This is a genomic window from Vibrio sp. M60_M70 (assembly GCF_037162085.1).
GTDB classification, from domain to species: domain Bacteria; phylum Pseudomonadota; class Gammaproteobacteria; order Enterobacterales; family Vibrionaceae; genus Vibrio; species Vibrio diabolicus.
Window position 1 is genome coordinate 1,763,074 of the sequence record NZ_JARLUL010000002.1, and the last position, 20,896, is coordinate 1,783,969.

Here is a 20,896-nt window from a genome sequence, read left to right on the forward strand (position 1 = left end):
ATAAAAGGTACGTCAAGAAACACTCAACAGAATGTCAACTGAGCTAAAACCGTATCATTACTGATTATGATTAGGCTTGATTAACCTATGAGGCTTATTTTTAAGCCAAGCTTAAAAACAGTTCGTCGTCGGTTAAATACTTATGACGGTGACTCAGGTTACGCACGTGCATAAACATAAAATCAGGAAAGCCAGGAGCAATAATGTTGTTTGGTTCCCAGCATACACCGCCAACAAACACATATCGCCCTTGCTTGTCATCTTCGTGAAGGGGGTTATTAAGAGGAGAAGAAAACTCTGCGCGGCAACCTTCAACCACACAAACAATTTGTCCTTTAAAAAGGCCGATCACGCGCTTAACAAGATTTGCCTTGATGCCACATTTCCATGCCTGCCGAGTTGCCATCTCATAGCCATATTTTCGGATCGCTTTCTTTTGCAAATGTACTACTAGGTTCATTTTGACTCCTGATTCAAGCAATTACGCGAAGCCCAAAATCATAAAAGCAGATAGACGTCTATACCCGAGTGACCTCATGGTACATGGGAATAAACTACGTGATTAGACTGAGTTTAGTGTCCGATGAAAATACACCTTCCACGATGCTGTAACGTATCGATTTACACCAATCATAGGCACATAGCACATCAAAAAAAACAACCTCATTTTCGAGTGCTTTCCTACGCTGTATCTGGTTACTTCTGCGTATTACTATAACGAAATCACCCTCTACGTTTGTCTATATAAATTTGTCGTAACGATAGAGGGTGCTTATCAAGAAGGAGGGATAACGCCTACGCGTCGATGAGATAGTTTTGACCTTCAGTTTCTAGACGATCAATCAATTTACGACACTCATTTAAATCAAGAGGTTGCTCGAAGCGGCGCTTGAGGTTCATCAAAAAGAAGATATCTTCACACATGGCTTTCTCAGGTTCGTCACTGATTTTTGCGACTGGTGAACCATTGCACGTGACCATTTTGATCACGATAGAAAGTGGCTGGTAGGCTTCACCCTCTTTATTGACATAATCACCCATATCGTTCGCAAGAAAAGTACCGATACCGAAACTCACCTGAATACGTCCTTGGAAATACTCGCAAATATCTAACGCTTGTTCGAAGTTAAGTCCGTCGGTAAACACCAGTGTTTTTGTTAACGGGTCTATATTAAGCGACTGATAGTGTGCAATCATTTTTTCACCCCAGCTATAAGGGCAACCACTATCGTGACGTACACCGAAATACGCGTTACTTAGCTCTTCATCAAAGTCTTTAAGGAAGGCATCAATACCAATCGTGTCGGTCAGTGCAATACCTAGTGCACCGTTAAACATTTTTTGCCAACGCTGCAAAGCCACTTTTTGCGAATCTCGCACATTCACCAGAGCTTGATGGCCCATAAACCATTCATGAGCAACGGTACCGATAGGCGTTAAATTCAGTTCTTTTGCTAAGTGGTAGTTGCTTGTTCCTGTCAAACATTCCGGCACTTCCTGGCACAAGAACTCCAGCATGGTGCGCTGAGCTTGAAAGGAAAAACGTCGACGCGTCGACATATCAGAAAACTTAAAGTTAGTGATGTTACGACGTTTTAGTTCGGATTTTAGGTACCGAACTTTCTCTTCTAAAACGGTGGTAAATTGCGCTACAGGGATATCTGACCAACGCTGACGGCTACGAACTTCAGACACGATACTCATGATGATCGTTTCGTACAAAATAGTATCTCGCCACAAACCATTGATAGTAATGCGTAACTGGCTTGAGCCATCAGCCATGGCTTTATTATGGAAAGAGACATCACTTTGCGGGTTAAACCGGAAATGGCGCAATGCATCAACAAAATCAGGATTCAGGTAAGGCGCGACACGCTTGATGTATTCGATTTCTTCTTGCGTAAATTGAATGTCTTGCAGTTTAAGAACTTCTGCTTTTACCTCTGGTAGCAGTTCAGAGAGATCTTCCTCGCTACGCACAATAAACTTGTATGACACCATCGCATCAGGATAAAGCGCTGTTACTGCGCTCATCATATTGACTTTGTAGACATCAAAATCCAAAGCGCTTTGAATGATGCGGGAAGAAAATAGTTTGGTGGTCATTAGGTGCCCTTCTACACGCCCTTCCTGGGTATATAACTTTTTGTTACTAACTAATTTGCGTAAACAATAAACACCCATCTATAGTTTGTCAACTTTTGTTACTAACCACTCATTTTTATAAGGTTTTTCTGTCTAGAATTCGCACACAGATTGTGAATAAGTCAGATTCATTCGTAGATTTATACTCAAGGCGTACTATGAAGCACTACCAAAAACGTTTCGCACAACTCGTTACTTACCCATTGATTGACCACTTGTTATGCGCTAGATTACTTACAAATCAATATTAGGACCCAACCATGATCGTATCTGTCGACATTATTCCATTCAGGCTATCTGGCTGTGCCGATAAGGGATTGGAAGTGTTGTTGATTAAACGTTCAAATCCAAATCGGCCATACCATGGAGTCTGGGCACTACCGGGCGGATTTGTCTTTGATAAAGACTTAACCAGTGAAGGCGGACGCCCGGCCGATGAAAACTTTGAGGCGGCGCGTCGCCGAATTTGCCGCGAGAAAATCCATACCTACCCTCGTCATTTTAGCGAAGCGTTTATCGACGGTGATCCAAAGCGCGATCCAGAAGACTGGAGCTTAAACATTACGCACTACGCCTTAGTCGATCGTAACAATGTAGAGCAAATCAACAATGCTGGTGTACCAGAGTGCCAACTTAAATGGTTTTCGCTACAAGCTATACTCAATGGAGAAGAAACTCTCGCGTTTGACCATCAAAAAACCATTGAAAAAGCGTGGCAGAAGCTTCGTGCATCCATTGAATACACATCGGTTCTTTTGTTTGCATTAGACAAAGAGTTTTTGGTTGCCGACATCATTTCTGCTTATCAAGAGTTTGGTATTGATATTAGCCGAATGACGATTAAGCGCCGCTTGATAGATTCAGGCGTACTAAAACCCACCAATAAAGTCGCTTCTACCAACAAAGGCAAAGGTGGAAAACCCGCAATGGTATATACGCTGACCAGCGACGAAGTAACCTTTTTTCAAAACTGTTTGCGTGGATAAACGCAGGCAATCAGACAGACAAGGAGTCTGCCATGACTGTTCGAGTAAACTATCAAACTACAGCGGTGATCGACGTTGACCCAGAGAAAGGCTTTAGCGAGTTATGTCCAAATGAACTGCCCGTTGCAGGTGCGTTGGAAATCGTACCGGAGCTTCTGAGTAATCATGCCAAAGGCCGATTAAAACTGGTGAGCCGTGACTTGCACCCACCGAAAGCAAAATGGGATGCAGAAACACCAGCCAACATGCTTGAACCCGTCGGTCTACCCAATGTGGATATAAAATGGAACCGCCATTGTGTGCTTGGCACAACAGGTTCAGAACTTTTAGACGGTTTACCACCTGTTTTGGACTATGATTTTCAAGTTAATAAAGGCATGGATCCTGATGCGCATCCTTACGGTATTTTCTTCCATGATATTGCCGATACTAAAACGACAGGTGCACATGAATTTCTAAAATTCAACGGGATTGATACCCTAGTGATCGGTGGTCTCGCGCTAGATTTTTGTGTGAAGAAATCCGTCATGCAAGCACTGGATCTTGGCTACAATGTGGTGGTCAACCTTGCTTCAACTCGCGCAGTGCTGCCTGATAATGTTGAAAATGTGCTGACAGAGCTCAAGGATCAAGGCGCATTATTTGTCGAAAAAGCGGATGACATCATCGTAGAAAAATTCGCCTAGAGACGATAGTAACCGAGAAGGATTTCACTATGCATCAACATGAAAAATTGAATTACGTCGAATTTGGTTCCACCAATATTAACGCTACAAAACAATTTTTTGAGCGTGCCTTTGACTGGACTTTTATCGATTATGGTCCTGAATACTCTGCATTTTCAGGACAAGGGTTAGATGGCGGATTCTTCAAATCTGAGTTTGTAAACCAAACCGCAAATGGTGGCGCACTTTTAGTGTTTTATAGCTCAGATATTCAGGCCACGCAGATAAAAGTTGAGCAGCATGGTGGAAAAATTATCCGCCCTATTTTCGAATTTCCCGGCGGCTGCCGATTCCACTTCACCGAACCAAGTGGAAATGAATTCGCAGTATGGTCGGAGAGCAATTAGTACTTACCCCAACACCACTTCCACACCTAGCTTTTTGATTTGCTCAAGGTCGCTTTTCGGAGCGGCTTTGTCGGTTAACAACACCGATATTTCGTTGGTATTTCCAATTGAAGAAGGATAAATCTGTCCAAATTTACTGGAGTCCGTCAGTACGATGTTACGTCTATTCTTTGCCAGAATGGCCTCTGCGATGTCGGCACGCATCATGTCTCGGCTAGTAAAACCAGTGTCTTGGTGAAATCCGTCTATACCCAAGAAAGCCGTGCTGAAGTGAATGTTCTCAATACAGAGTTTGGTGAGCGGGCCAACGAGGCTCTCACCTTGATGCTGATACACACCACCAAGCAAGATGATGTTAGCTGAGGTGTTACGGATGAGATGGGCGATGTACGCCGATGGGGTAATGATGGTCACATCGCCGCGTTCAGCTAAAGTGCGAGCCAAGAGCGCATTAGCACTGCCGCCCTCGATCAATACGGTTTCGTTTGGTGATACCAAGTCCGCCGCTTTATTTGCAAGTGATTGTTTAATATCGAAACGGACTTCTAATCGGGTATCAATATCATCACTTTGCAATGCGGTAGCTGCGCCGTGTACGCGCTTTAGATAGCCCTGTTGCTCCAGGAAATTCAAATCCTGCCTGATGGTCACGCCCGACACGCCGATAATGTCAGAAAGCTCCGTGACTTGAACGCGTTTACGATCATTCACTAATTGCAGGATTTCATTTTGTCTTGGGTTCACAGGCTCACTCCTTATTAATGAGCTTGCAGTATACGCCCGAACACTTTCATATGAAAGCAGCCTGTGAACGATAGAAATAAGCTAAGTCGCGTTACACCGTAAGCTCTAGACGGTTGCCATCCGGATCTAATACGCAGCTTTCGTAGTAACCATCACCCGTTTGTCTCGGACCGTCGATCCATTGGTAGCCATCATCTACTAAGGTTTTGGTTAATTGATCCACCGCCTGCTCTGATCCTAAAGCGAAGGCAAAGTGTGCTAATCCTGTTACCTGCATCGCATGAGATTTTTCACAAGCGGTCACACCTTCCATCGACATTAACTCCAATCGCGCTCCACTTTCAAACGAAAGAAAGTAAGATGAAAACTGCTTAGTTGGGTTGTGGTATTTATCGTTAGACACCGCGTTAAAATATTTCTCATAGAAGGCTTTTAACTCTTCCAAACGTTCTGTCCAAATCGCGATATGTTCAATTTTCATTGGGATTCCCCTTAGCTCTTAACTGCGCTCAATCTAACGAGGAAAAGCAGCACAAAAAAGAGAGCAAATCACCACCGAGTTGTTCCTGTTTTATGTCCGAACTGCTCATCGATGAGTCATTAAATCTATGGTTGGAGTTGTGTTTGAGCGAAAGTGATGTCCATAATGGCGCAAAGTTTTACAGGATAAAATGATGGAAGAGATTTACTTCGCAGGCGGCTGCCTTTGGGGCGTGCAAGAATTTATGCGCCACCTTCCGGGCGTAATTGGCACCGAAGCAGGACGAGCAAATGGCACGACGGATAACACTCAATCCGAATACGATGGTTACGCAGAATGCGTGAAAACCCAATTCGACCCTGAACAAGTTTCGGTTGAAACTTTAATGGGGTATCTGTTTGAGATCATCGACCCGCACAGTGTTAACAAGCAAGGTGAAGACGTAGGTGAAAAGTACCGTACCGGTGTTTATAGCCAAAACGAGCAACACCTAACGATTGCTAAAGCGTTTATCGCAGCAAGACCGGATGCCGATAAAATCGCCGTAGAAGTGCTGCCACTCACAAACTACGTGCCAAGTGATGATGAGCACCAAGACCGACTCACGCGCTTTCCAAACGACTACTGCCATATCCCGTTAGATTTGCTGCATAAATATAAAAATTAATGGCCAGCTTTTATCACTGTTTCTATTATCTCAAAACTAAGAGGCGCAACGCCTCTTTTTGCATCCTAACCAGGACTATTGATCCTCCTCCAGTTCATTTTCATGTCCAGTTTATTTATTTCAAAATAACTGGAATATAAATCACATAATAAATTTTATAATATTCCGCATTATTAATGACGGCTATCACACTTAAGATTGAGTGATACAAAAGTATAGTTATTGTTTTTTTTTACTATTTCCGAAAACCACTTCATTAATTAAATTTGACTCATTACTTCAGTACCAATGAGTCACAAAATGATTACAGAACTAACAAACGTCAATTTAATTAACGGCAACCTTCAAGCAAATAATAAAAAAGAAGTCTTTGAAGAGCTAGCACAGATGCTATTCGAAAATAATCGAATCAGTAGCAAAGAGGCTTTTTTAACCGACATCGAAGCACGTGAAGCATTAAGCGTGACTTCAATGGACGGCATCGCCTACCCACACGCAAAAAGCAAAGCGGTTACAGAGCCTGCAATCGCCGTTGGCGTAAAGCACGAAGGCATCGAGTATGGCGACGAAGAGGGAGTCAAACCGACCGTATTCTTCATGATTGCTTCACCTGATAACGGTGCCGACCACCATATTTATGTTCTTCAAGAATTATTCGGAAAATTTAGCGAAGAGTTTATTGAAGATATTCATAACGCAAAAGACGAAAACCAAATACTAAATATTTTAATTAATTCATAAGGCGTGAAATTATGAGTACAATCACAGCTCAAGTTAGCAATAATAGCGATTTCAAAAAACTCCTAAGTACCATGAAAGGTCACCTTTTATTCGGTACTTCTCACATGCTGCCATTTATCGTTGCGGGTGGTGTACTACTGGCGCTGGCGGTAATGGCATCAGGTAAAGGTGCGGTTCCTGCGGACGGTTTATTGGCGGATATTTCTAATATCGGTATTAAAGGTCTGGTGCTGTTCCCAATTATTCTTGGTGGCTTCATTGGTTACTCAATTGCAGACAAACCGGCACTTGCTCCAGCGATGATCTCTTCTGGCATCATGGCTGACATGGGCGGCGGCTTCCTAGGTTGTATCGTCGCTGGTTTTATCGCTGGTGGTGTAGTTCTACAACTTAAGAAGATCCCTCTTTCTGCTAACATGACTGCGTTGGGCGCTTACTTTATCTACCCGCTTGTTGGTACGCTTATCTCTGCAGGTATCGTTCTTTGGGGTATCGGTGAGCCAATCAAGATCTTCATGGCTTCTATGAACGAATTCCTAGCTTCTATGGCTGGCGCCTCTAAAGTGGTTCTAGGTACGATTCTTGGTGGTATGACTGCATTCGATATGGGCGGCCCTATCAACAAAGTAGCAACGCTATTCGCTCAAACTCAAGTTGATACTCAACCATGGCTAATGGGTGGTGTTGGTATCGCAATCTGTACGCCTCCTCTAGGTATGGCACTAGCAACATTCCTATTCAAAAAGAAGTTCACTAAACAAGAGCAAGAAGCAGGTAAAGCAGCAGCAATCATGGGTTCTATCGGTATCTCTGAAGGTGCTATCCCATTCGCAGCAAACGACCCTGTACGCGTTCTTCCTTCAATCGTTGCTGGTGGTATCGTTGGCTGTGTGTTCGGCTTCCTAACAGACGTACTGCTACACGCACCATGGGGCGGTCTAATCACAGCTCCTGTATCAAGCAACATCCCAATGTACGTTGTGGGTATCGCACTAGGCTCACTAACAACAGCAGTTATCGTTGGCTTCTGGAAACCAGTAGCTGAAGAAGAAGCAGAAGACGAAATCGCAGAAGCAGCACCTGCACAAGCTCAAGCGGCTCCAGTAGCAGGCGAAGGCGAGTACGACATCGTAGCAGTAACATGTTGCCCATCTGGCGTAGCACACACATTCATGGCAGCGAAAGCACTAGAGAAAGCAGGTGCAGCAGCAGGTCTGAAAATCAAAGTAGAAACTCAAGGTCAAAACGGTATCCAGAACCGCATCACTGACCTAGATGTAGCAAACGCGAAGCTGGTTATTCTAGCTCACGATATCCAGGTAAAAGACGCTCACCGCTTTGCAAAAGCAAACGTTGTTGAGTGTTCAACGAAAGAAGCGATGCGTAACGCAGCGACTCTTGTGAAAGCTTAAACCTTAAGCTCCTCCCCTAAGAGCCCTTTCCCCCAAAGGGCTCTATTTATTATCGAATAAGTCAATTCAAATCAATCCCTTCCACTAATGACAGTGTCATTTCTGCCGCCGAAATTTCTTTGCAACCCGACGAATTTTGTCCGCACCACAACGGCGTAAATTCATCTCGGTTTTGCTTCTCCATAAGCGCTCTTAACTGAGTCATTTCAATGGAAGCATATGGGAATTTCGGCGCAGACTCACAGATGTAACCTAGCTCCGACATCGCGCGATTCACAATACCTCTCGCTGGTCGGCCCGAGAAAACATTGGTCACAGCGGTATGTTGCGCGCGTTCACTAGCAATGGCATATCGATGTAAAGACGATGTTTTCGCCTCATCACACAACAAATAGGTGCTGCCAACTTGAACGGCACTCGCTCCTAATCTCAACGCGGCTTCCACACCGCTTCTATCAGCGATTCCGCCTGCAGCAATAACAGGCAAATTCACCCGTTTGGAGATTTGTGGTAATAACGCCATCAGACTTAATTGAGTAGTTAAATCATCCGATAAAAACATGCCTCGGTGTCCACCAGCCTCCAAGCCTTGGGCGATAATACCGTCAACGCCTTTTGCTTCCAGCCAAAGTGCTTCATCCACCGTGGTTGCTGTCGAAAGGATCTTCCCTCCCCAGCCTCGAATTCGCGCTAATAAGTCATCGGTTGGCAAACCAAAGTGGAAACTGATCACTGGCGGTGCAAATGGTTCAATCGCGTCAGCAATATCATGATTGAAAGGCATTCTTGTCGGAGCGTTTGGCTGCTCCTGTACGGTTGCACCAACTTCAGCAAAATACGGTTGCAGCGTTTTTTGCCACTCTTCGTGCTTGTTGGCGTCGTATTCCGGCATTTCATGGCAAAAGAAGTTGAGGTTGAACGGTCGATTGGTCGCCTGTTGAATAAGTTGAAGTTCTTTAACGATGGCGTCTTTATTCAGCATTCCACAAGGTAACGAGCCAAGCCCGCCAACATTACTGACAGCTATGGTCATTTGGCTGTCTTGCACGCCGGCCATTGGCGCTTGAATAATCGGTAACTCTGTTCCCAAAAGTGTATTAAATACCTTGTTTATCATGATCTTTCCTTGAAAACTTAACCTTTACCTGTGATGGCTCTGCGCCATAGTTATCCAGACTAGACTTTCACATGATTAACCACTTATAAAGTTAAAGTGATGCATTTGTGCGCTATGCACTTTTGATAGAAATGACAAAGGGAGCACATGGCTCCCTTGATGTAGTGGCGAACAATAATTGAAATGGCTATCGTGCTACATCTGATTCAAGCTCTAATTCTGCAACCGACAGCATGGCAAACTCTTCCTCGGCGGTTGCTGCAACCAATTTGTTGCGGCTGTACAACCCATAATAAACACCACCGATAAGAAACAATCCCATTGTCATGAAAAAGGCTGAGGGATCAAAAGCATAAACACCTGTCATTGCGATCAAAGAAAGCACCAGAGAAATACTCGAAGTAATTATCCCGCCAGGCGTTTTATATGGGCGAGCTAACTCCGGCTGTTTAATTCGCAATAAAATATGGCTCAAGGACATTAATGCGTACGATACAGTCGCACCGACAACAGCCATCGCCAAGATTAAGTCCCCCTCCCCCGTAAGAGAAACCAAGAACCCAAAAACGCCCGGAACCAAAAGCGCACGAGAAGGCACTTTTTTGTCACTGGTTAATGACAAAGTTTGCGGCAAATAACCTGCGCGGGAAAGCGCAAACACCAAGCGACTGTAACCATAAATGATAGAGAAGAAAGAAGCGATAAGACCAGCTAACCCGAGTAAGTTCACGGCCATTGCTATCGTTGAGTTGCCTGTAAGCTTCAGCGCGTCAACTAATGGCACAGCGCTATCGCCTATGACCTTTGAACCAACCGCACCAGCCAAAAGAACGACCACCAGAGTTGCGGTTAGTAATAAAAACAACATCGCACCAATGATGCCTTTTGGAACATCTTTCGCCGGATTTTTTGCCTCCTCTGCCGCTAAAGGCACACCTTCAACCGCAAGAAACAACCACATTGCAAATGGCAACGCCGCCCATACGCCATACCACCCAAACGGCAAGATTTCTGTTGCTTGAGCCGTCGCCGGAGCAATATCGAATAAGTTGTTCACATCAAAGTGACCAATAAGCACACCTGCAGTAATGAGAATAGCTAACACAGCCAAACCGCTGATGACCATCATTACTTTGAGAGCTTCGCCAACCCCTGCCATATGAATAGCGATAAAGACGGCGTAGAAAAGTGCGTAAACAACAGGGCCATCAATACCAACCAATTCATTTACTGCAGAGCCAATAAAAATCACTATCGCAGCAGGCGCGAGCGCATATTCAATCAAAACTGATAAGCCAGTGAAAAAGCCGCCTGTCGGCCCCATCGCCTGTCTTGCGAAGCTGTAACCACCACCCGCAGCAGGAATCGCCGCAGACATTTCAGCTAAAGACAATACTAGCGTGAAATACATTACTGCCATCGCGATAGCAGCAATAAGAAAGCCTCCCCATCCTGCTTGAGCGATGCCAAAGTTCCAACCGGCGAAGTCACCTGATATAACATACGAGACACCTAAGCCAGCAAGTAAAATCCAACCTGCGGTGCCTCTTTTTAGCTGCCTTTTGGCCAAGTACTCCTGATGTTTAGACATAGTAAATCCTTCTACTTTGATGAAATTAAAAAGTTGTCGCTGTGTTTATCTTCAACGCTTGCGCCACCTGGCTCATTGATATCTGAGCGATCTTTCAGGTTCACTCCTGACAGTTGTAATTTTCGAGCCTCCTTAAGCAAGTAAAATGCGCGTTCACAGGCATCGTCATAATTGAGCCCCTGAGGGCGCACATTGGAAATGCAGTTTCTTTGGGAATCTTTAGAGCCTCGTTTAGCCCCCCAAGTGAGATACATACCCATGCTATCCGGAGAAGTTAAACCTGGCCTCTCTCCAATTAAAACCAGCACGGCCTTAGCGTTAAAACATTCACCAACATCATCCCCTACCGCCACTCTTCCTTGCTTTACGATTGTGATAGGCGCGAATTTCCATTGATGTTCATCATCAGCGCTTAAAAGAGAAATCAATCGTGTAACAACAGGCACGGCATGGTTTTGAATTGCGACGGAAGAAAGTCCATCAGCAATAACCATCGCAAGATCAATGTCAGTGTTATGCTCATTTGCTATCGAGTTGAGCGTTTGCCAAGAAGATTCATCGAGCTGCCTTCCTAAGTCGGGCCTTTGCAGGTACATAAGCCGATCACTCACTTGACTGCTCACTACCACTGGAGGCTCTAAGGTATTTTCAAGAATCGAGTAAGAGTCAGATAAACCAGCAACGAGAGACTCAATATTCAAACTGCAATGCACTGCATCCATAGCTTGGGCGTGATCCAGCTGAAATGAGAGTAACTCGTTGGTTGGTACACTGTTCCCGCTGCGACCCAGAGCGATCCGAGCAGAGGTGAAGTCGCGTAACTTGCCCCAAGGGTTGTGTGTGACAACTTCAGACTCGTCTTGTGTGGACTGAGCAATGGTGATCACTTTACCCATGAGAATACCCCTTATTCAGTTGATTAATTGCTCCCGAAAACGAGCGAGAGATTTGCTCACTTAACCGAACGTCTTGCACGCTCTCGAAAATCTGCATCTCCATTAACCATTGTTCAAACTCTGGAGCTGGCTTCAGACCGAGTACTTTTCTTGCGTAAAGGGCATCGTGAAATGAGGTAGTTTGATAGTTGAGCATGATGTCATCAGACCCTGGAATACCCATGATGAAAGAGCACTCGGCCACGCCTAACAGTGTCAGCAAATTATCCATGTCATTCTGATCGGCATAGGCATGATTGGTGTAACAGATGTCGCAACCCATGGGTAAACCAAGTAGCTTCCCACAAAAATGATCTTCAAGCCCAGCACGAATGATCTGTTTGCCATCAAACAGGTACTCTGGGCCAATAAACCCAACAACTGTATTAACCAACAAAGGATCGAACTGTTTCGCGACAGCATAAGCACGAGCTTCGCAAGTCTGTTGATCGACCCCATGAAATGCATTCGCAGACAACGCTGTACCTTGTCCGGTTTCAAAATACATCACATTGTTTCCTACGCTACCTCGATTCAAAGACAATGCCGCTTCATGGGCCTCTTTCAAAATTGATAAGTCGATTCCGAAGGTATCGTTCGTTCCTTGCGTGCCGCCTATCGACTGAAAAACGAGATCGACTGGTGCACCCATTTCAATGGCTTCGATCGTGTTCGTTACATGAGTTAACACACAAGACTGAGTCGGTATTTGATAGTGTTGAATCACCTCATCCATTAAGTTCATTAACTTAATAGCTTGAGGCACATTATCTGTTGCCGGATTGATACCGATAACCGCATCGCCATTTCCGTACATCAGACCATCAAAAATGGTCGCTGCGATACCGTTGAGAGAATCAGTGGGGTGATTCGGCTGTAAGCGAGTAGACAGGCGACTCGGCAAACCAATCGTATTCCGAAAAGCCGTGACAACTTGGCATTTTTTAGCAACGAGAATCAAATCCTGGTTGCGCATAATCTTACTGACTGCGGCCACCATTTCTGGTGTTAAACCTTGACGAATTTTAGCCAACGTTTCACCATCGGCTTCTTCACTCAGCAGCCAATTTCGAAAATCTCCGACCGTCAAGTGCTCAATCGGCTTAAAGGCTTCAAGGTCATGCGTATCGATAATTAGGCGAGTGATATCGTCGCTTTCGTATGGAATAACCGCCTCGTTAAGAAACGTTTTAAGTGGTAACTCAGACAGCGCCATTTGTGCGACTACACGTTCTGCCGCTGACTGAGCACAAACCCCAGCTAACGCATCGCCTGATCGCTCCGGTGTCGCTTTCGCCATCAAGTCAGCTAATGACTTAAAGGTATAGACTTTACTGCCTTGTTGCCGACGATAAGTTGCCGTCATTGCTCTTCCTCTTCACTATTTGGTTCGCTTTTTGCTGAACTATCAATAAGCTTTAAGAAAGTATTGCCAAATGTGTTCCGTAGCGTTATCAAAAACTGGCAACATTTATAAAACACTAATAAACAATGAGTTACATAAAAACTGCTCCAACATGACTCACAAAAAAGGAATGAGCATCACAAGGATGAGTGACCAAACACCCCAAACCGCACCAATGCTGTGCATCAATCACACAAAGGATGCAAACCAACAAGCTGCAAGCCTAATAAACTGGCAACAGGAATACGATCAACTCAGCGATGGTCGATTTTTAGGTCAAATTCGAGAACGACGATTTCCCAATTTCCATGTATTTCGTGAAGACAGTAACCGCTCACTAAGACAGCAATGCAGGGTTGAACAGGGAGGTATTTGGTTGGGTTTGAGTGCGGAAAATAAACCGCTACACCTAAATCACAGCCAGTTTAATGCAAGCCAGCTTTTGCTTAGACAAGGTGGTGCAGATTTTGAGTTAATGACACCTGAACAGTTTTCTATCTATGGGATAGTACTCGACAGAAAACTGGTTCAAATCATAGAAAAACAGCTCGAGTTAGACGGTATCGGCTGCAACACACCGCACTTAGCGGGACTAACAGAAAAGCACATTCAACAACTTAAATTCTACTTGGGTACTTTACTCGGTCCCACTGAATCGCGATGGTCTGACAGCACACATCAGGTGGTTTTAAAAGACATCGTACTCGAACTGTTCTCAATCAGTTCACCAAGCGCAAGCCACCCGATATCAATCTCTCATCGTCAGCATGTGATGCGCCGTATAAAACAACAGCTACAGGATCTAGACTACCGTACACCGATAACCGTCAGTGAACTGTGTGACGCAGTACACGTCAGTCGTCGCACACTACAGTACACCTTTGAACATTGCTGTAATACTTCCCCAAAGCAATTCATACACCGAATGCGGCTGAATCAATTACGTAGAGTGCTACAAAGCCCTGAAGATAATCGAACAATTGCAGAAATCGCTTTTGACTTTGGTTTTTTTCATCTCGGGCAGTTCAGTCAAAGCTACAAGCGGCTATTTGGTGAGACGCCAACTGAAACGAGAAAATGGGAGTCCAGCAAATAAAATGACAGGCAGTATATTCTTTCAAATTCTGCGTTGGGGCCATTTTATGTAGTCGCAATGATTTGCTGAAACTTAGCATGAAGATCTGTAAGCGCGGCTTCAACATCTGGTTCTGCTCGGCTTAAATGTGCGATTAGCGTCATGAAGTAGCAGTCAAAAATCAACGGTATTTTGTCTTCAAGAACAGAACTTACGCTCGCAGATTGAAACAAAGCTTGGTTAAACGACTGGTAATAATCCAAATCCCAAATCACCTCTTTCAACAAGGCTCGGCTCAGCTCGACGTTCGCAAAATAGTAGCGATAGTATTTCTCCGTCAGCGCCAAACCAATGTCGATATCTGTCTTACCTTCCACACTGACTAGCGTTTCTTGGCTGATCTGTTGCAGTTGTGTCAGCATCCCTTCGCGCAAAATCGACAGTTTAGTCGGGAAGTGGCTGAACACCGTACCATCGGCGACTCCTGCTTCTCTCGCAATCTGCCTTGTGGTCGTCATGTCATAGCCATTCTGAGCAAAAGATGCCCACGCGGCTTTTAGGATTTTATCTCTGGTTTGTTGTCGCTTCGTCATTGATGTGTCTGCTTAATGAGCCTGAAAGGATCATACCTTGAGCGGCTGACATTGACAAATTGAGCGCGCTCAATTATAAGAATGAGCGAGCTCAATTTTATATAAAAACAAAAGGAATCGCTCATGTACGTATTAAACAAACTAGGTCAAGGATTGATTTTCTTGCCGACCATATTCTGCTTTTCTTATATTTTAAGACCAATATTGATGGTGATTCTCATACCAGGTGGACTCGCACTTTTGGCGTTAATCGGTGGGGCAGAAGTCAGAGCAGAACTCAAAGACATGCTGCTTGAGGAGCTTTTTGGGGTCAGTCCATCGCACACCACCTCGAAAAAGGCGTGAGTGCGCGAGAAACGTTGGCAAGGTTAAGCAAAAAACAAAACGCGCAGGTATCGAGATATCAATACCTGCGCGATATAGATGTTCTGAAAAGAGGACTGGCGTTAGTCAGTATTCATGTTCTGACCGATTCGCCATAAAACGCCACTAGGGTCAAACAAACAACATTCGCGCATACCCCAAGGTTGCTCGACCAGCTCAGTTAAACGCGAACCAAATTCCTCATGGCCCACTTTAGATAAGTGCTGATGCCAGCTTTCTGCGTCTTCTACGAGCAAGTGCATCATGAAGTTGTTGCCGTGTTCTGGCTCATAAAAATTCTGTAAAAGAAACGCGCAGCTGCCTTGAGAGAAGTACGCCACATCACCGAAGTCTGACGCCATATCAAAGCCTATCGCCTCATAAAAACGTTTTGAGAGCGCATAATCTTTCGCTGGAACAAATGATTTGATTTCAACAATATTGAGGTTTTCCATTTCCAATTTCCTAAGCCCTTTTCCATCAAACTGACTGACGTAATCACGCTCTGCGCCTTCTATTCGCCTTGCGTATTTTGCTGCGATGGTAGTGGTACACACTCTACCTTTTGCGTTTGTAACCACGTGATGAATTTATGTTCGAGTTCTGTACGCTTTATCTTGGCTCAATAAAACATAATTGCAACCTGATAGCACAAAACCAAATGGCGCGACCAAATTATCGCGCTTAATATCGTCTATAACAAAAGGATACGATCCCATCGCCGAGCCTAAGCCATCCACCACGGCTTGTATGTAAAAATAAAAATGCGCAAATGATTGCTGAGTGTTGCCGTTGAAGGTTTTACAACGTGTTGATTGCTGCCAATCCGCCCAAGCATGTGGGGCGGGATTGGTCATTTTCGGCGCGATGCTAGGCTTAAAGACTTAATGCGCTTGCGATCAGATTTCGACCATAAAAAATGCGGCTACTAGAGCCGCATTACAATCCACAAACCTTCCGTCTGATAAGTGAAACGTTTATTGAGTGATAACGGTGAGCTTATCCCAATCAATCGTGAAGCGAATTTGCGCCTCAGTGTAATGGCTCGTTGTGCCTTGATCGTACCAGTTACACGCATTGCGAGAGAAACCTTCTTCAACTTCTTTCATGCCCGCTCGTGCGATCATCTCCGTTTTTGGCTCTTCTCCGCGCTCAAATTCTGGTGTGAACACGTACTGGAATTTCGGTTTGAAACCGTAGATCAAACGCGGCAAGTTCTCTTCTGGTAATAGGTTCTCGTTTGAACAACCTGTGTAGTGGTAAACACCCGCCCATTTACCGTAGTACTGGTAGTCGTTGGTGTAAATCTGGCTAAGAGAGGTGGTCCACTTAACGCCCATACCGCGTTCCATGGAAGCTTTTGGCTTGGCTGCGGTGACGTAATCCTTACTTGAGTAGCGAGACGTATAAGCCACACCCAGGTCGGTCGTCAACGAGCCAGAAAAACTTGGTGCCGAGCCCGGTGTTGCAGTCGCGGTTAAGCCGATAGACGGAGCAACCGTGGTTGTCGATACGGAAACATCATTGGCTTCGTTTTGCGGTGAGTAATCCTCACTAAATACCGGCGTGCCACCAGCTTGATAGATACTGTAGTCGAACGCGACTGGGTAGTTTTGAGTAAAACGGTCCACAATCGCAGCATCGTAAGTGTGTTTTACACCCGGATTACCTGGTACATAACCATTCCCTAGAGTGATCACGCGAGCCGCTTTTTTGTCGTTCTTTGAATTATGGAATAACTCAACCAGTAACTTCATTTGCACACGGCTACCACGAAACGCGTACGGGAAAAGCTCAGGCTCGCTTTGCATCACGACCTCATAGCTTTTCTTCACGTAACCTTCTAGCGCGATGTCATCAATCAAGACACTTTCTACAACCTTGTTATCAGAAGCAGCGGCAGTAGCGGAAATCCCTAACATTAAGGGAAGCAGTATTTTCTTATTCATTATTTTATTACCTTACTTGGGAACAGTCCCAATTTAAGCTAACACATTGAACAAGTAGCGACAATCAAACGAAAACGATTCACATTATCAATAATTTGACCTACACCCAGAAATGAAAAAAACAGCCAACTTACGCTGGCTGTTTCGATGCAGTTAATGAATGACCCGTGCGTCCCCTTTAAATAACTGAGACAAATCGATAGTGAATATCGTCACTGTCGGACGTTTAGGCAGAGCATTTTCGATCGAAAACTCTGGCCCAGCTGGAACTAGGGGAAGTGAATAGCCGTCGGCCACGTTGACGAAGCTTCATTACCGCTCGGCTCAGATATTGAGAAAGAAAACGCAGGTAAACGGGTCATAACACTTACCTCAAATGACTGATTCGCGGGCTCAAGCGAGCCCGCTTAGATTTTGCAATGTTATTGTTGTTTTAACGCTTACTTAATCACTAACGATTGATAACGTTAGATATCAAGTTCTTTGTCTTCAACGTGGTTGGTGATCATCGCTTCAGTCGTGATCATCAAGCCAGCAACAGACGCCGCGAATTGAAGCGCTGAGCGTGTTACTTTCGCAGGGTCCAAGATACCCATTTCGATCATGTTGCCGTATTCACCTGTCGCAGCGTTGTAACCGTAATCGGCATCACCCGCTTTGACAGCATTCGCTACGACTGAAGCTTCGTCACCTGCGTTAGTTGCGATTTGACGAAGAGGCTCTTCCATTGCACGTAGCGCAACTCGGATACCCACGTTTTGGTCATCATTGTCGCCTTTTAGATCCGCCAGTTCTTTCGCGATCTTAGTTAGGGCAACACCACCACCAGCAACAATACCTTCTTCAACCGCTGCGCGAGTAGCGTGTAGCGCATCGTCCACGCGGTCTTTCTTCTCTTTCATCTCAACTTCGGTTGCAGCGCCGATCTTGATCACCGCTACGCCGCCAGAAAGCTTCGCAACACGTTGTTGAAGCTTGTCTTTATCGTATTGAGAGGTGGTTGTTTCGATTTGTTTTTCAATCGAAGCCACACGATCAGCAATCGCGCTTGCTTCTGCTGCGCCACCCACGATGGTTGTTGTGTCTTTGGTGATGGTCACTTTCTTCGCACTACCTAGTTGCTCTAGCGTTGCTTTTTCAAGCTCTAGGCCGATTTCTTCAGAGATGATCGTACCTGCGGTTAGTACCGCAATGTCTTCCATCATCGCTTTACGGTTGTCACCAAAACCAGGTGCTTTCACCGCCGTCGCACGCACGATGCCGCGCATGTTGTTCACAACCAATGTCGCTAGCGCTTCACCTTCGATGTCTTCAGCAATGATCAATAGCGAGCGAGAAGATTTCGCCACTTCTTCTAGCACTGGCAATAGCTCGCGGATGCTGCTGACTTTTTTGTCCACCAATAGGATGTAAGGGTTGTCTAGCTCTACGCTGCCATTTTCTTGGTTAGTGATGAAGTATGGCGACAAGTAACCGCGGTCGAATTGCATACCTTCAACCACAGACAATTCGTTGTCTAGACCTTGGCCTTCCTCTACCGTAATCACGCCATTGCGACCCACTTTTTCCATCGCTTCTGCAATGATTTCACCGATAGCGCGATCGCTATTTGCAGAAATGCTACCCACTTGGGTGATGGATTCTTTGTCGCTGCATGGCTTAGACATTTCACGTAGTTTCTCAACCGCCGCTTCAGTGGCTTTGTCGATACCACGTTTTAGGTCCATTGGGTTCATGCCAGAAGCTACCGCTTTAAGACCTTCATTGATGAAAGATTGCGCCAGTACAGTAGCCGTCGTTGTACCGTCACCCGCTTCATCATTCGCTTTGGACGCCACTTGTTTCACCATTTGTGCGCCCATGTTTTCGAACTTGTCTTTCAGTTCGATTTCTTTCGCTACAGACACGCCATCTTTAGTGATCGTTGGCGCGCCGTAAGATTTATCAAGCACAACGTTGCGGCCTTTAGGGCCTAGTGTCACTTTTACTGCGTCCGCCAGTAAGTTCACACCTTTCAGCATTTTTTGACGTGCGTCATTAGCAAATAATACGTCTTTTGCAGCCATAATTATCTCCTCAAAAAACTACTACAAAAATAATTACTCAACGATTGCTAACACATCAGATTCGGACAGAATCAAGTATTCTGCGCCGTCAATTTTCTCGGTTTTCACGCCGTAACCGTCATTGAAAATGATTTGGTCGCCCACTTTGACTTCCATCGCAGCGCGTTCGCCATTTTCAAGGCGTTTACCTAAACCAACAGCAATGACTTTCCCGCGGTTTGATTTTTTCACCGACTGAGAAGTTAAAACGATTCCCCCTTCAGATTTATTTTCCACCTCTTGTCTTTCAACAATTAGCTTGTCATTTAAAGGACGAATTTTCATTTTTAAGTGCCTCCTACTTGGAACCAAAAATAAAAGACAGAATAAACATCAAGATGGATTTGCGAGTCGACCGCTCGCTTTCGATGAGAATAATAAGGTCGAAAAATTGGAGTTCAAGAGGTGGATTTCATAAAAATTTTTTATTGAATTGAATAAAATCTTCTATCGAAATTTTTGACATTCACGACCACTTAAAACCTCTTTATGATGGAAAATGTGTTCAATCAAATCTAGAGTGGTTACATACTCTTAAAAAGGATAATCAAACCATGAAAAAGGTCGTATCTCTGTTTCTTGCAACATTGTGCGTTGGCTTGCTTTCTCCCAACGTGGCGGCTTCTGAGCGTGCTGAGCAAGGGTGGCAACTGATTGAGAAAGGCGCAATGATTGTCGATGTACGCACGCCGCAAGAATTCTCTGAGGGGCATTTAGACAATGCGGTCAATTTCCCTTTATCTGATCTTGATAAACATTTCCAAGACGTCGATAAAGATCAAGCGATCGTGTTGTACTGCCGCAGTGGTAACCGCTCTGGTAAAGCGTATCAATATTTGCAATCGCAAGGGTTCACGAATCTGCACAATGCAGGTGGCTTAGAAGAACTGCAAGACGCAAAATAATCATCTCTGTTCTAATTTCAAAAATAAAAGCGCAGAGGGCGTTGCAGACTTATTGCAACGCCCTCTGTTACTAAATAATTCTCTTCCGCTACTACTCTATTTGGGCCCGGCCTCAAACTGAATCAGGTTATCCGATATCTCAAGCCACGGCGCTTTGGACGCGACAAAAATATGGAAATTTGGCTTGTGGGATGGAGCATCATCCAAGACACCTAGGCGAATATTGACAATCCCATTGTTCTTTTTCGAATACAGGCTCGACCCGCAATGGCGACAAAAACATAACATGGTATTTTCGCTTTTCTGATAAGTTTGAACATCCTCTTTTCCTTGGATAATGAGCAACTTATCTAGAGCAATACCGCCCGCCGATGAATAGTCAGAGCCAGTAAATTTTCGACATTCCGAGCAATGGCAATTTCCCATGTACTTGAATTCATCTGCCACTTCCAATTTCACCTTACCACACAGACATGAGCCTTTGAGTACTTCCATTTGAGTCCCTTTTTGTTATGAATCTAATTGAATTAGACGAATACACCGACACCATGCCACTGCAATGCGAAAAATTAAAGGCAGGTAATACAGGTTTTCAAAAATGAAACGAAAA

At 44.8% G+C, this 20,896-nt stretch carries 23 protein-coding genes and 1 pseudogene; 9 read left to right on the forward strand and 15 right to left on the reverse strand.

Features of this window, described 5'->3' with window-relative positions; translation table 11 throughout:
* Window positions 1-100: 100 nt before the first annotated feature.
* Together P4S59_RS23555 and pncB are read right to left on the reverse strand one after the other, a co-directional pair.
* Window positions 101-460: a hypothetical protein gene (locus tag P4S59_RS23555; protein WP_005373947.1), complete on the reverse strand. Its 360-nt coding sequence runs from the start codon at window positions 458-460 to the stop codon at window positions 101-103.
* Window positions 461-795: 335 nt separating this feature from the next.
* Window positions 796-2,106, reverse strand: coding sequence for a nicotinate phosphoribosyltransferase (gene pncB / locus P4S59_RS23560; protein ID WP_074190011.1), 1,311 nt, complete (start codon window positions 2,104-2,106; stop codon window positions 796-798).
* 299 nt (window positions 2,107-2,405) lie between these two features.
* On the opposite strand from pncB, the gene P4S59_RS23565 reads away from it, so the two are divergent.
* From P4S59_RS23565 to P4S59_RS23575, 3 genes are read left to right on the forward strand one after another with little or no spacing between them, the layout of a single operon-like run.
* Window positions 2,406-3,131, forward strand: a complete 726-nt coding sequence (locus tag P4S59_RS23565) for an NUDIX domain-containing protein (RefSeq protein WP_005373953.1) — start codon at window positions 2,406-2,408, stop codon at window positions 3,129-3,131.
* Window positions 3,132-3,163: 32 nt separating this feature from the next.
* A complete protein-coding gene (locus P4S59_RS23570) occupies window positions 3,164-3,817 on the forward strand; it encodes an isochorismatase family protein (RefSeq protein ID WP_005392655.1) in 654 nt (217 codons plus the stop codon).
* Between the two features lie 29 nt (window positions 3,818-3,846).
* Complete coding sequence (locus P4S59_RS23575) at window positions 3,847-4,203, forward strand: VOC family protein (protein WP_046873826.1); 357 nt, start codon at window positions 3,847-3,849, stop codon at window positions 4,201-4,203.
* Window positions 4,204-4,206: 3 nt separating this feature from the next.
* On the opposite strand, the gene P4S59_RS23580 is transcribed toward P4S59_RS23575, so the two are convergent.
* Both P4S59_RS23580 and P4S59_RS23585 read right to left on the reverse strand, forming a co-directional pair.
* On the reverse strand, window positions 4,207-4,947 hold the full coding sequence (locus P4S59_RS23580) for a DeoR/GlpR family DNA-binding transcription regulator (protein WP_053808097.1): 741 nt from the start codon (window positions 4,945-4,947) through the stop codon (window positions 4,207-4,209).
* A 91-nt stretch (window positions 4,948-5,038) separates the two neighbouring features.
* Entirely contained in the window at window positions 5,039-5,428 is a 390-nt protein-coding gene (locus tag P4S59_RS23585) for a VOC family protein (RefSeq protein ID WP_005429448.1), read from the reverse strand.
* 193 nt (window positions 5,429-5,621) lie between these two features.
* On the opposite strand from P4S59_RS23585, the gene P4S59_RS23590 reads away from it, so the two are divergent.
* The 3 genes from P4S59_RS23590 (at window position 5,622) to P4S59_RS23600 (ending at window position 8,248) form a co-directional block, all read left to right on the forward strand.
* Complete coding sequence (locus P4S59_RS23590; protein WP_005392650.1) at window positions 5,622-6,095, forward strand: peptide-methionine (S)-S-oxide reductase; 474 nt, start codon at window positions 5,622-5,624, stop codon at window positions 6,093-6,095.
* Window positions 6,096-6,395: 300 nt separating this feature from the next.
* Window positions 6,396-6,836 (forward strand): PTS sugar transporter subunit IIA, encoded by a 441-nt coding sequence (locus tag P4S59_RS23595; protein WP_006741334.1) that lies wholly within the window; start codon window positions 6,396-6,398, stop codon window positions 6,834-6,836.
* An 11-nt stretch (window positions 6,837-6,847) separates the two neighbouring features.
* Complete coding sequence (locus P4S59_RS23600) at window positions 6,848-8,248, forward strand: fructose-specific PTS transporter subunit EIIC (RefSeq protein ID WP_337169163.1); 1,401 nt, start codon at window positions 6,848-6,850, stop codon at window positions 8,246-8,248.
* A 61-nt stretch (window positions 8,249-8,309) separates the two neighbouring features.
* On the opposite strand, the gene P4S59_RS23605 is transcribed toward P4S59_RS23600, so the two are convergent.
* The 4 genes from P4S59_RS23605 to P4S59_RS23620 all read right to left on the reverse strand — a co-directional run bounded on the left by P4S59_RS23605 (window position 8,310) and on the right by P4S59_RS23620 (window position 13,257).
* Complete coding sequence (locus P4S59_RS23605) at window positions 8,310-9,365, reverse strand: NAD(P)H-dependent flavin oxidoreductase (RefSeq protein ID WP_337169164.1); 1,056 nt, start codon at window positions 9,363-9,365, stop codon at window positions 8,310-8,312.
* Window positions 9,366-9,552: 187 nt separating this feature from the next.
* A complete protein-coding gene (gene eat / locus P4S59_RS23610; RefSeq protein ID WP_085343305.1) occupies window positions 9,553-10,956 on the reverse strand; it encodes an ethanolamine permease in 1,404 nt (467 codons plus the stop codon).
* Between the two features lie 11 nt (window positions 10,957-10,967).
* Window positions 10,968-11,852 carry an ethanolamine ammonia-lyase subunit EutC gene (gene eutC, locus P4S59_RS23615; RefSeq protein WP_337169165.1) on the reverse strand — a complete coding sequence of 295 codons (885 nt, stop codon included), beginning with the start codon at window positions 11,850-11,852 and terminating at the stop codon, window positions 10,968-10,970.
* Window positions 11,845-13,257 carry an ethanolamine ammonia-lyase subunit EutB gene (locus P4S59_RS23620; protein ID WP_005388715.1) on the reverse strand — a complete coding sequence of 471 codons (1,413 nt, stop codon included), beginning with the start codon at window positions 13,255-13,257 and terminating at the stop codon, window positions 11,845-11,847. Before P4S59_RS23620 ends, eutC begins: the two co-directional genes overlap by 8 nt.
* Before the next feature lie 184 nt (window positions 13,258-13,441).
* Here P4S59_RS23620 and P4S59_RS23625 point away from each other — a divergent pair, with 184 nt between their 5' ends.
* The gene (locus tag P4S59_RS23625; RefSeq protein WP_337169166.1) at window positions 13,442-14,392 is read left to right on the forward strand and encodes a helix-turn-helix domain-containing protein; all 951 of its coding nucleotides are present in this window, start codon (window positions 13,442-13,444) and stop codon (window positions 14,390-14,392) included.
* A 44-nt stretch (window positions 14,393-14,436) separates the two neighbouring features.
* Here P4S59_RS23625 and P4S59_RS23630 read toward each other — a convergent pair whose 3' ends face one another.
* The gene (locus P4S59_RS23630) at window positions 14,437-14,964 is read right to left on the reverse strand and encodes a TetR/AcrR family transcriptional regulator (protein ID WP_337169167.1); all 528 of its coding nucleotides are present in this window, start codon (window positions 14,962-14,964) and stop codon (window positions 14,437-14,439) included.
* Between the two features lie 123 nt (window positions 14,965-15,087).
* On the opposite strand from P4S59_RS23630, the gene P4S59_RS23635 reads away from it, so the two are divergent.
* On the forward strand, window positions 15,088-15,309 hold the full coding sequence (locus P4S59_RS23635) for a hypothetical protein (RefSeq protein ID WP_258488419.1): 222 nt from the start codon (window positions 15,088-15,090) through the stop codon (window positions 15,307-15,309).
* A 101-nt stretch (window positions 15,310-15,410) separates the two neighbouring features.
* Here P4S59_RS23635 and P4S59_RS23640 read toward each other — a convergent pair whose 3' ends face one another.
* The 5 genes and pseudogenes from P4S59_RS23640 to P4S59_RS23660 form a co-directional block, all read right to left on the reverse strand.
* On the reverse strand, window positions 15,411-15,782 hold the full coding sequence (locus tag P4S59_RS23640) for a VOC family protein (protein WP_005395273.1): 372 nt from the start codon (window positions 15,780-15,782) through the stop codon (window positions 15,411-15,413).
* Window positions 15,783-15,841: 59 nt separating this feature from the next.
* Window positions 15,842-16,169 (reverse strand): annotated as a pseudogene (locus tag P4S59_RS23645) (LysR family transcriptional regulator); the annotation flags it as partial.
* 135 nt (window positions 16,170-16,304) lie between these two features.
* Entirely contained in the window at window positions 16,305-17,276 is a 972-nt protein-coding gene (locus P4S59_RS23650) for a leukocidin family pore-forming toxin (RefSeq protein ID WP_104970249.1), read from the reverse strand.
* Between the two features lie 467 nt (window positions 17,277-17,743).
* Entirely contained in the window at window positions 17,744-19,342 is a 1,599-nt protein-coding gene (groL, locus tag P4S59_RS23655; RefSeq protein ID WP_337169168.1) for a chaperonin GroEL, read from the reverse strand.
* Window positions 19,343-19,375: 33 nt separating this feature from the next.
* Window positions 19,376-19,666, reverse strand: coding sequence for a co-chaperone GroES (locus tag P4S59_RS23660; RefSeq protein ID WP_005373989.1), 291 nt, complete (start codon window positions 19,664-19,666; stop codon window positions 19,376-19,378).
* A 269-nt stretch (window positions 19,667-19,935) separates the two neighbouring features.
* Between P4S59_RS23660 and P4S59_RS23665 the strand changes: the two genes are divergently transcribed.
* Window positions 19,936-20,286: a rhodanese-like domain-containing protein gene (locus P4S59_RS23665; protein WP_104970250.1), complete on the forward strand. Its 351-nt coding sequence runs from the start codon at window positions 19,936-19,938 to the stop codon at window positions 20,284-20,286.
* Window positions 20,287-20,382: 96 nt separating this feature from the next.
* Here the strand turns inward: P4S59_RS23665 and P4S59_RS23670 are convergent, their stop codons facing one another.
* Window positions 20,383-20,781 (reverse strand): GFA family protein, encoded by a 399-nt coding sequence (locus tag P4S59_RS23670; RefSeq protein ID WP_337169169.1) that lies wholly within the window; start codon window positions 20,779-20,781, stop codon window positions 20,383-20,385.
* Between the last annotated feature and the right edge of the window lie 115 nt (window positions 20,782-20,896).

Excerpts from the sequence above, each read along its gene's own strand:
- P4S59_RS23555 (WP_005373947.1), bottom strand. The coding sequence starts at position 460 with ATGAACCTAGTAGTACATTTGCAAAAGAAAGCGATCCGAAAATATGGC.
- P4S59_RS23635 (WP_258488419.1), top strand. The coding sequence starts at position 15,088 with ATGTACGTATTAAACAAACTAGGTCAAGGATTGATTTTCTTGCCGACC.
- P4S59_RS23570 (WP_005392655.1), top strand. The coding sequence starts at position 3,164 with ATGACTGTTCGAGTAAACTATCAAACTACAGCGGTGATCGACGTTGAC.
- P4S59_RS23605 (WP_337169164.1), bottom strand. The coding sequence starts at position 9,365 with ATGATAAACAAGGTATTTAATACACTTTTGGGAACAGAGTTACCGATT.
- P4S59_RS23590 (WP_005392650.1), top strand. The coding sequence starts at position 5,622 with ATGGAAGAGATTTACTTCGCAGGCGGCTGCCTTTGGGGCGTGCAAGAA.
- eat (WP_085343305.1), bottom strand. The coding sequence starts at position 10,956 with ATGTCTAAACATCAGGAGTACTTGGCCAAAAGGCAGCTAAAAAGAGGC.
- groL (WP_337169168.1), bottom strand. The coding sequence starts at position 19,342 with ATGGCTGCAAAAGACGTATTATTTGCTAATGACGCACGTCAAAAAATG.
- P4S59_RS23575 (WP_046873826.1), top strand. The coding sequence starts at position 3,847 with ATGCATCAACATGAAAAATTGAATTACGTCGAATTTGGTTCCACCAAT.
- P4S59_RS23670 (WP_337169169.1), bottom strand. The coding sequence starts at position 20,781 with ATGGAAGTACTCAAAGGCTCATGTCTGTGTGGTAAGGTGAAATTGGAA.
- eutC (WP_337169165.1), bottom strand. The coding sequence starts at position 11,852 with ATGGGTAAAGTGATCACCATTGCTCAGTCCACACAAGACGAGTCTGAA.
- P4S59_RS23660 (WP_005373989.1), bottom strand. The coding sequence starts at position 19,666 with ATGAAAATTCGTCCTTTAAATGACAAGCTAATTGTTGAAAGACAAGAG.
- P4S59_RS23600 (WP_337169163.1), top strand. The coding sequence starts at position 6,848 with ATGAGTACAATCACAGCTCAAGTTAGCAATAATAGCGATTTCAAAAAA.
- P4S59_RS23620 (WP_005388715.1), bottom strand. The coding sequence starts at position 13,257 with ATGACGGCAACTTATCGTCGGCAACAAGGCAGTAAAGTCTATACCTTT.
- P4S59_RS23625 (WP_337169166.1), top strand. The coding sequence starts at position 13,442 with ATGAGTGACCAAACACCCCAAACCGCACCAATGCTGTGCATCAATCAC.
- P4S59_RS23595 (WP_006741334.1), top strand. The coding sequence starts at position 6,396 with ATGATTACAGAACTAACAAACGTCAATTTAATTAACGGCAACCTTCAA.
- P4S59_RS23565 (WP_005373953.1), top strand. The coding sequence starts at position 2,406 with ATGATCGTATCTGTCGACATTATTCCATTCAGGCTATCTGGCTGTGCC.
- pncB (WP_074190011.1), bottom strand. The coding sequence starts at position 2,106 with ATGACCACCAAACTATTTTCTTCCCGCATCATTCAAAGCGCTTTGGAT.
- P4S59_RS23650 (WP_104970249.1), bottom strand. The coding sequence starts at position 17,276 with ATGAATAAGAAAATACTGCTTCCCTTAATGTTAGGGATTTCCGCTACT.
- P4S59_RS23585 (WP_005429448.1), bottom strand. The coding sequence starts at position 5,428 with ATGAAAATTGAACATATCGCGATTTGGACAGAACGTTTGGAAGAGTTA.
- P4S59_RS23640 (WP_005395273.1), bottom strand. The coding sequence starts at position 15,782 with ATGGAAAACCTCAATATTGTTGAAATCAAATCATTTGTTCCAGCGAAA.
- P4S59_RS23665 (WP_104970250.1), top strand. The coding sequence starts at position 19,936 with ATGAAAAAGGTCGTATCTCTGTTTCTTGCAACATTGTGCGTTGGCTTG.
- P4S59_RS23630 (WP_337169167.1), bottom strand. The coding sequence starts at position 14,964 with ATGACGAAGCGACAACAAACCAGAGATAAAATCCTAAAAGCCGCGTGG.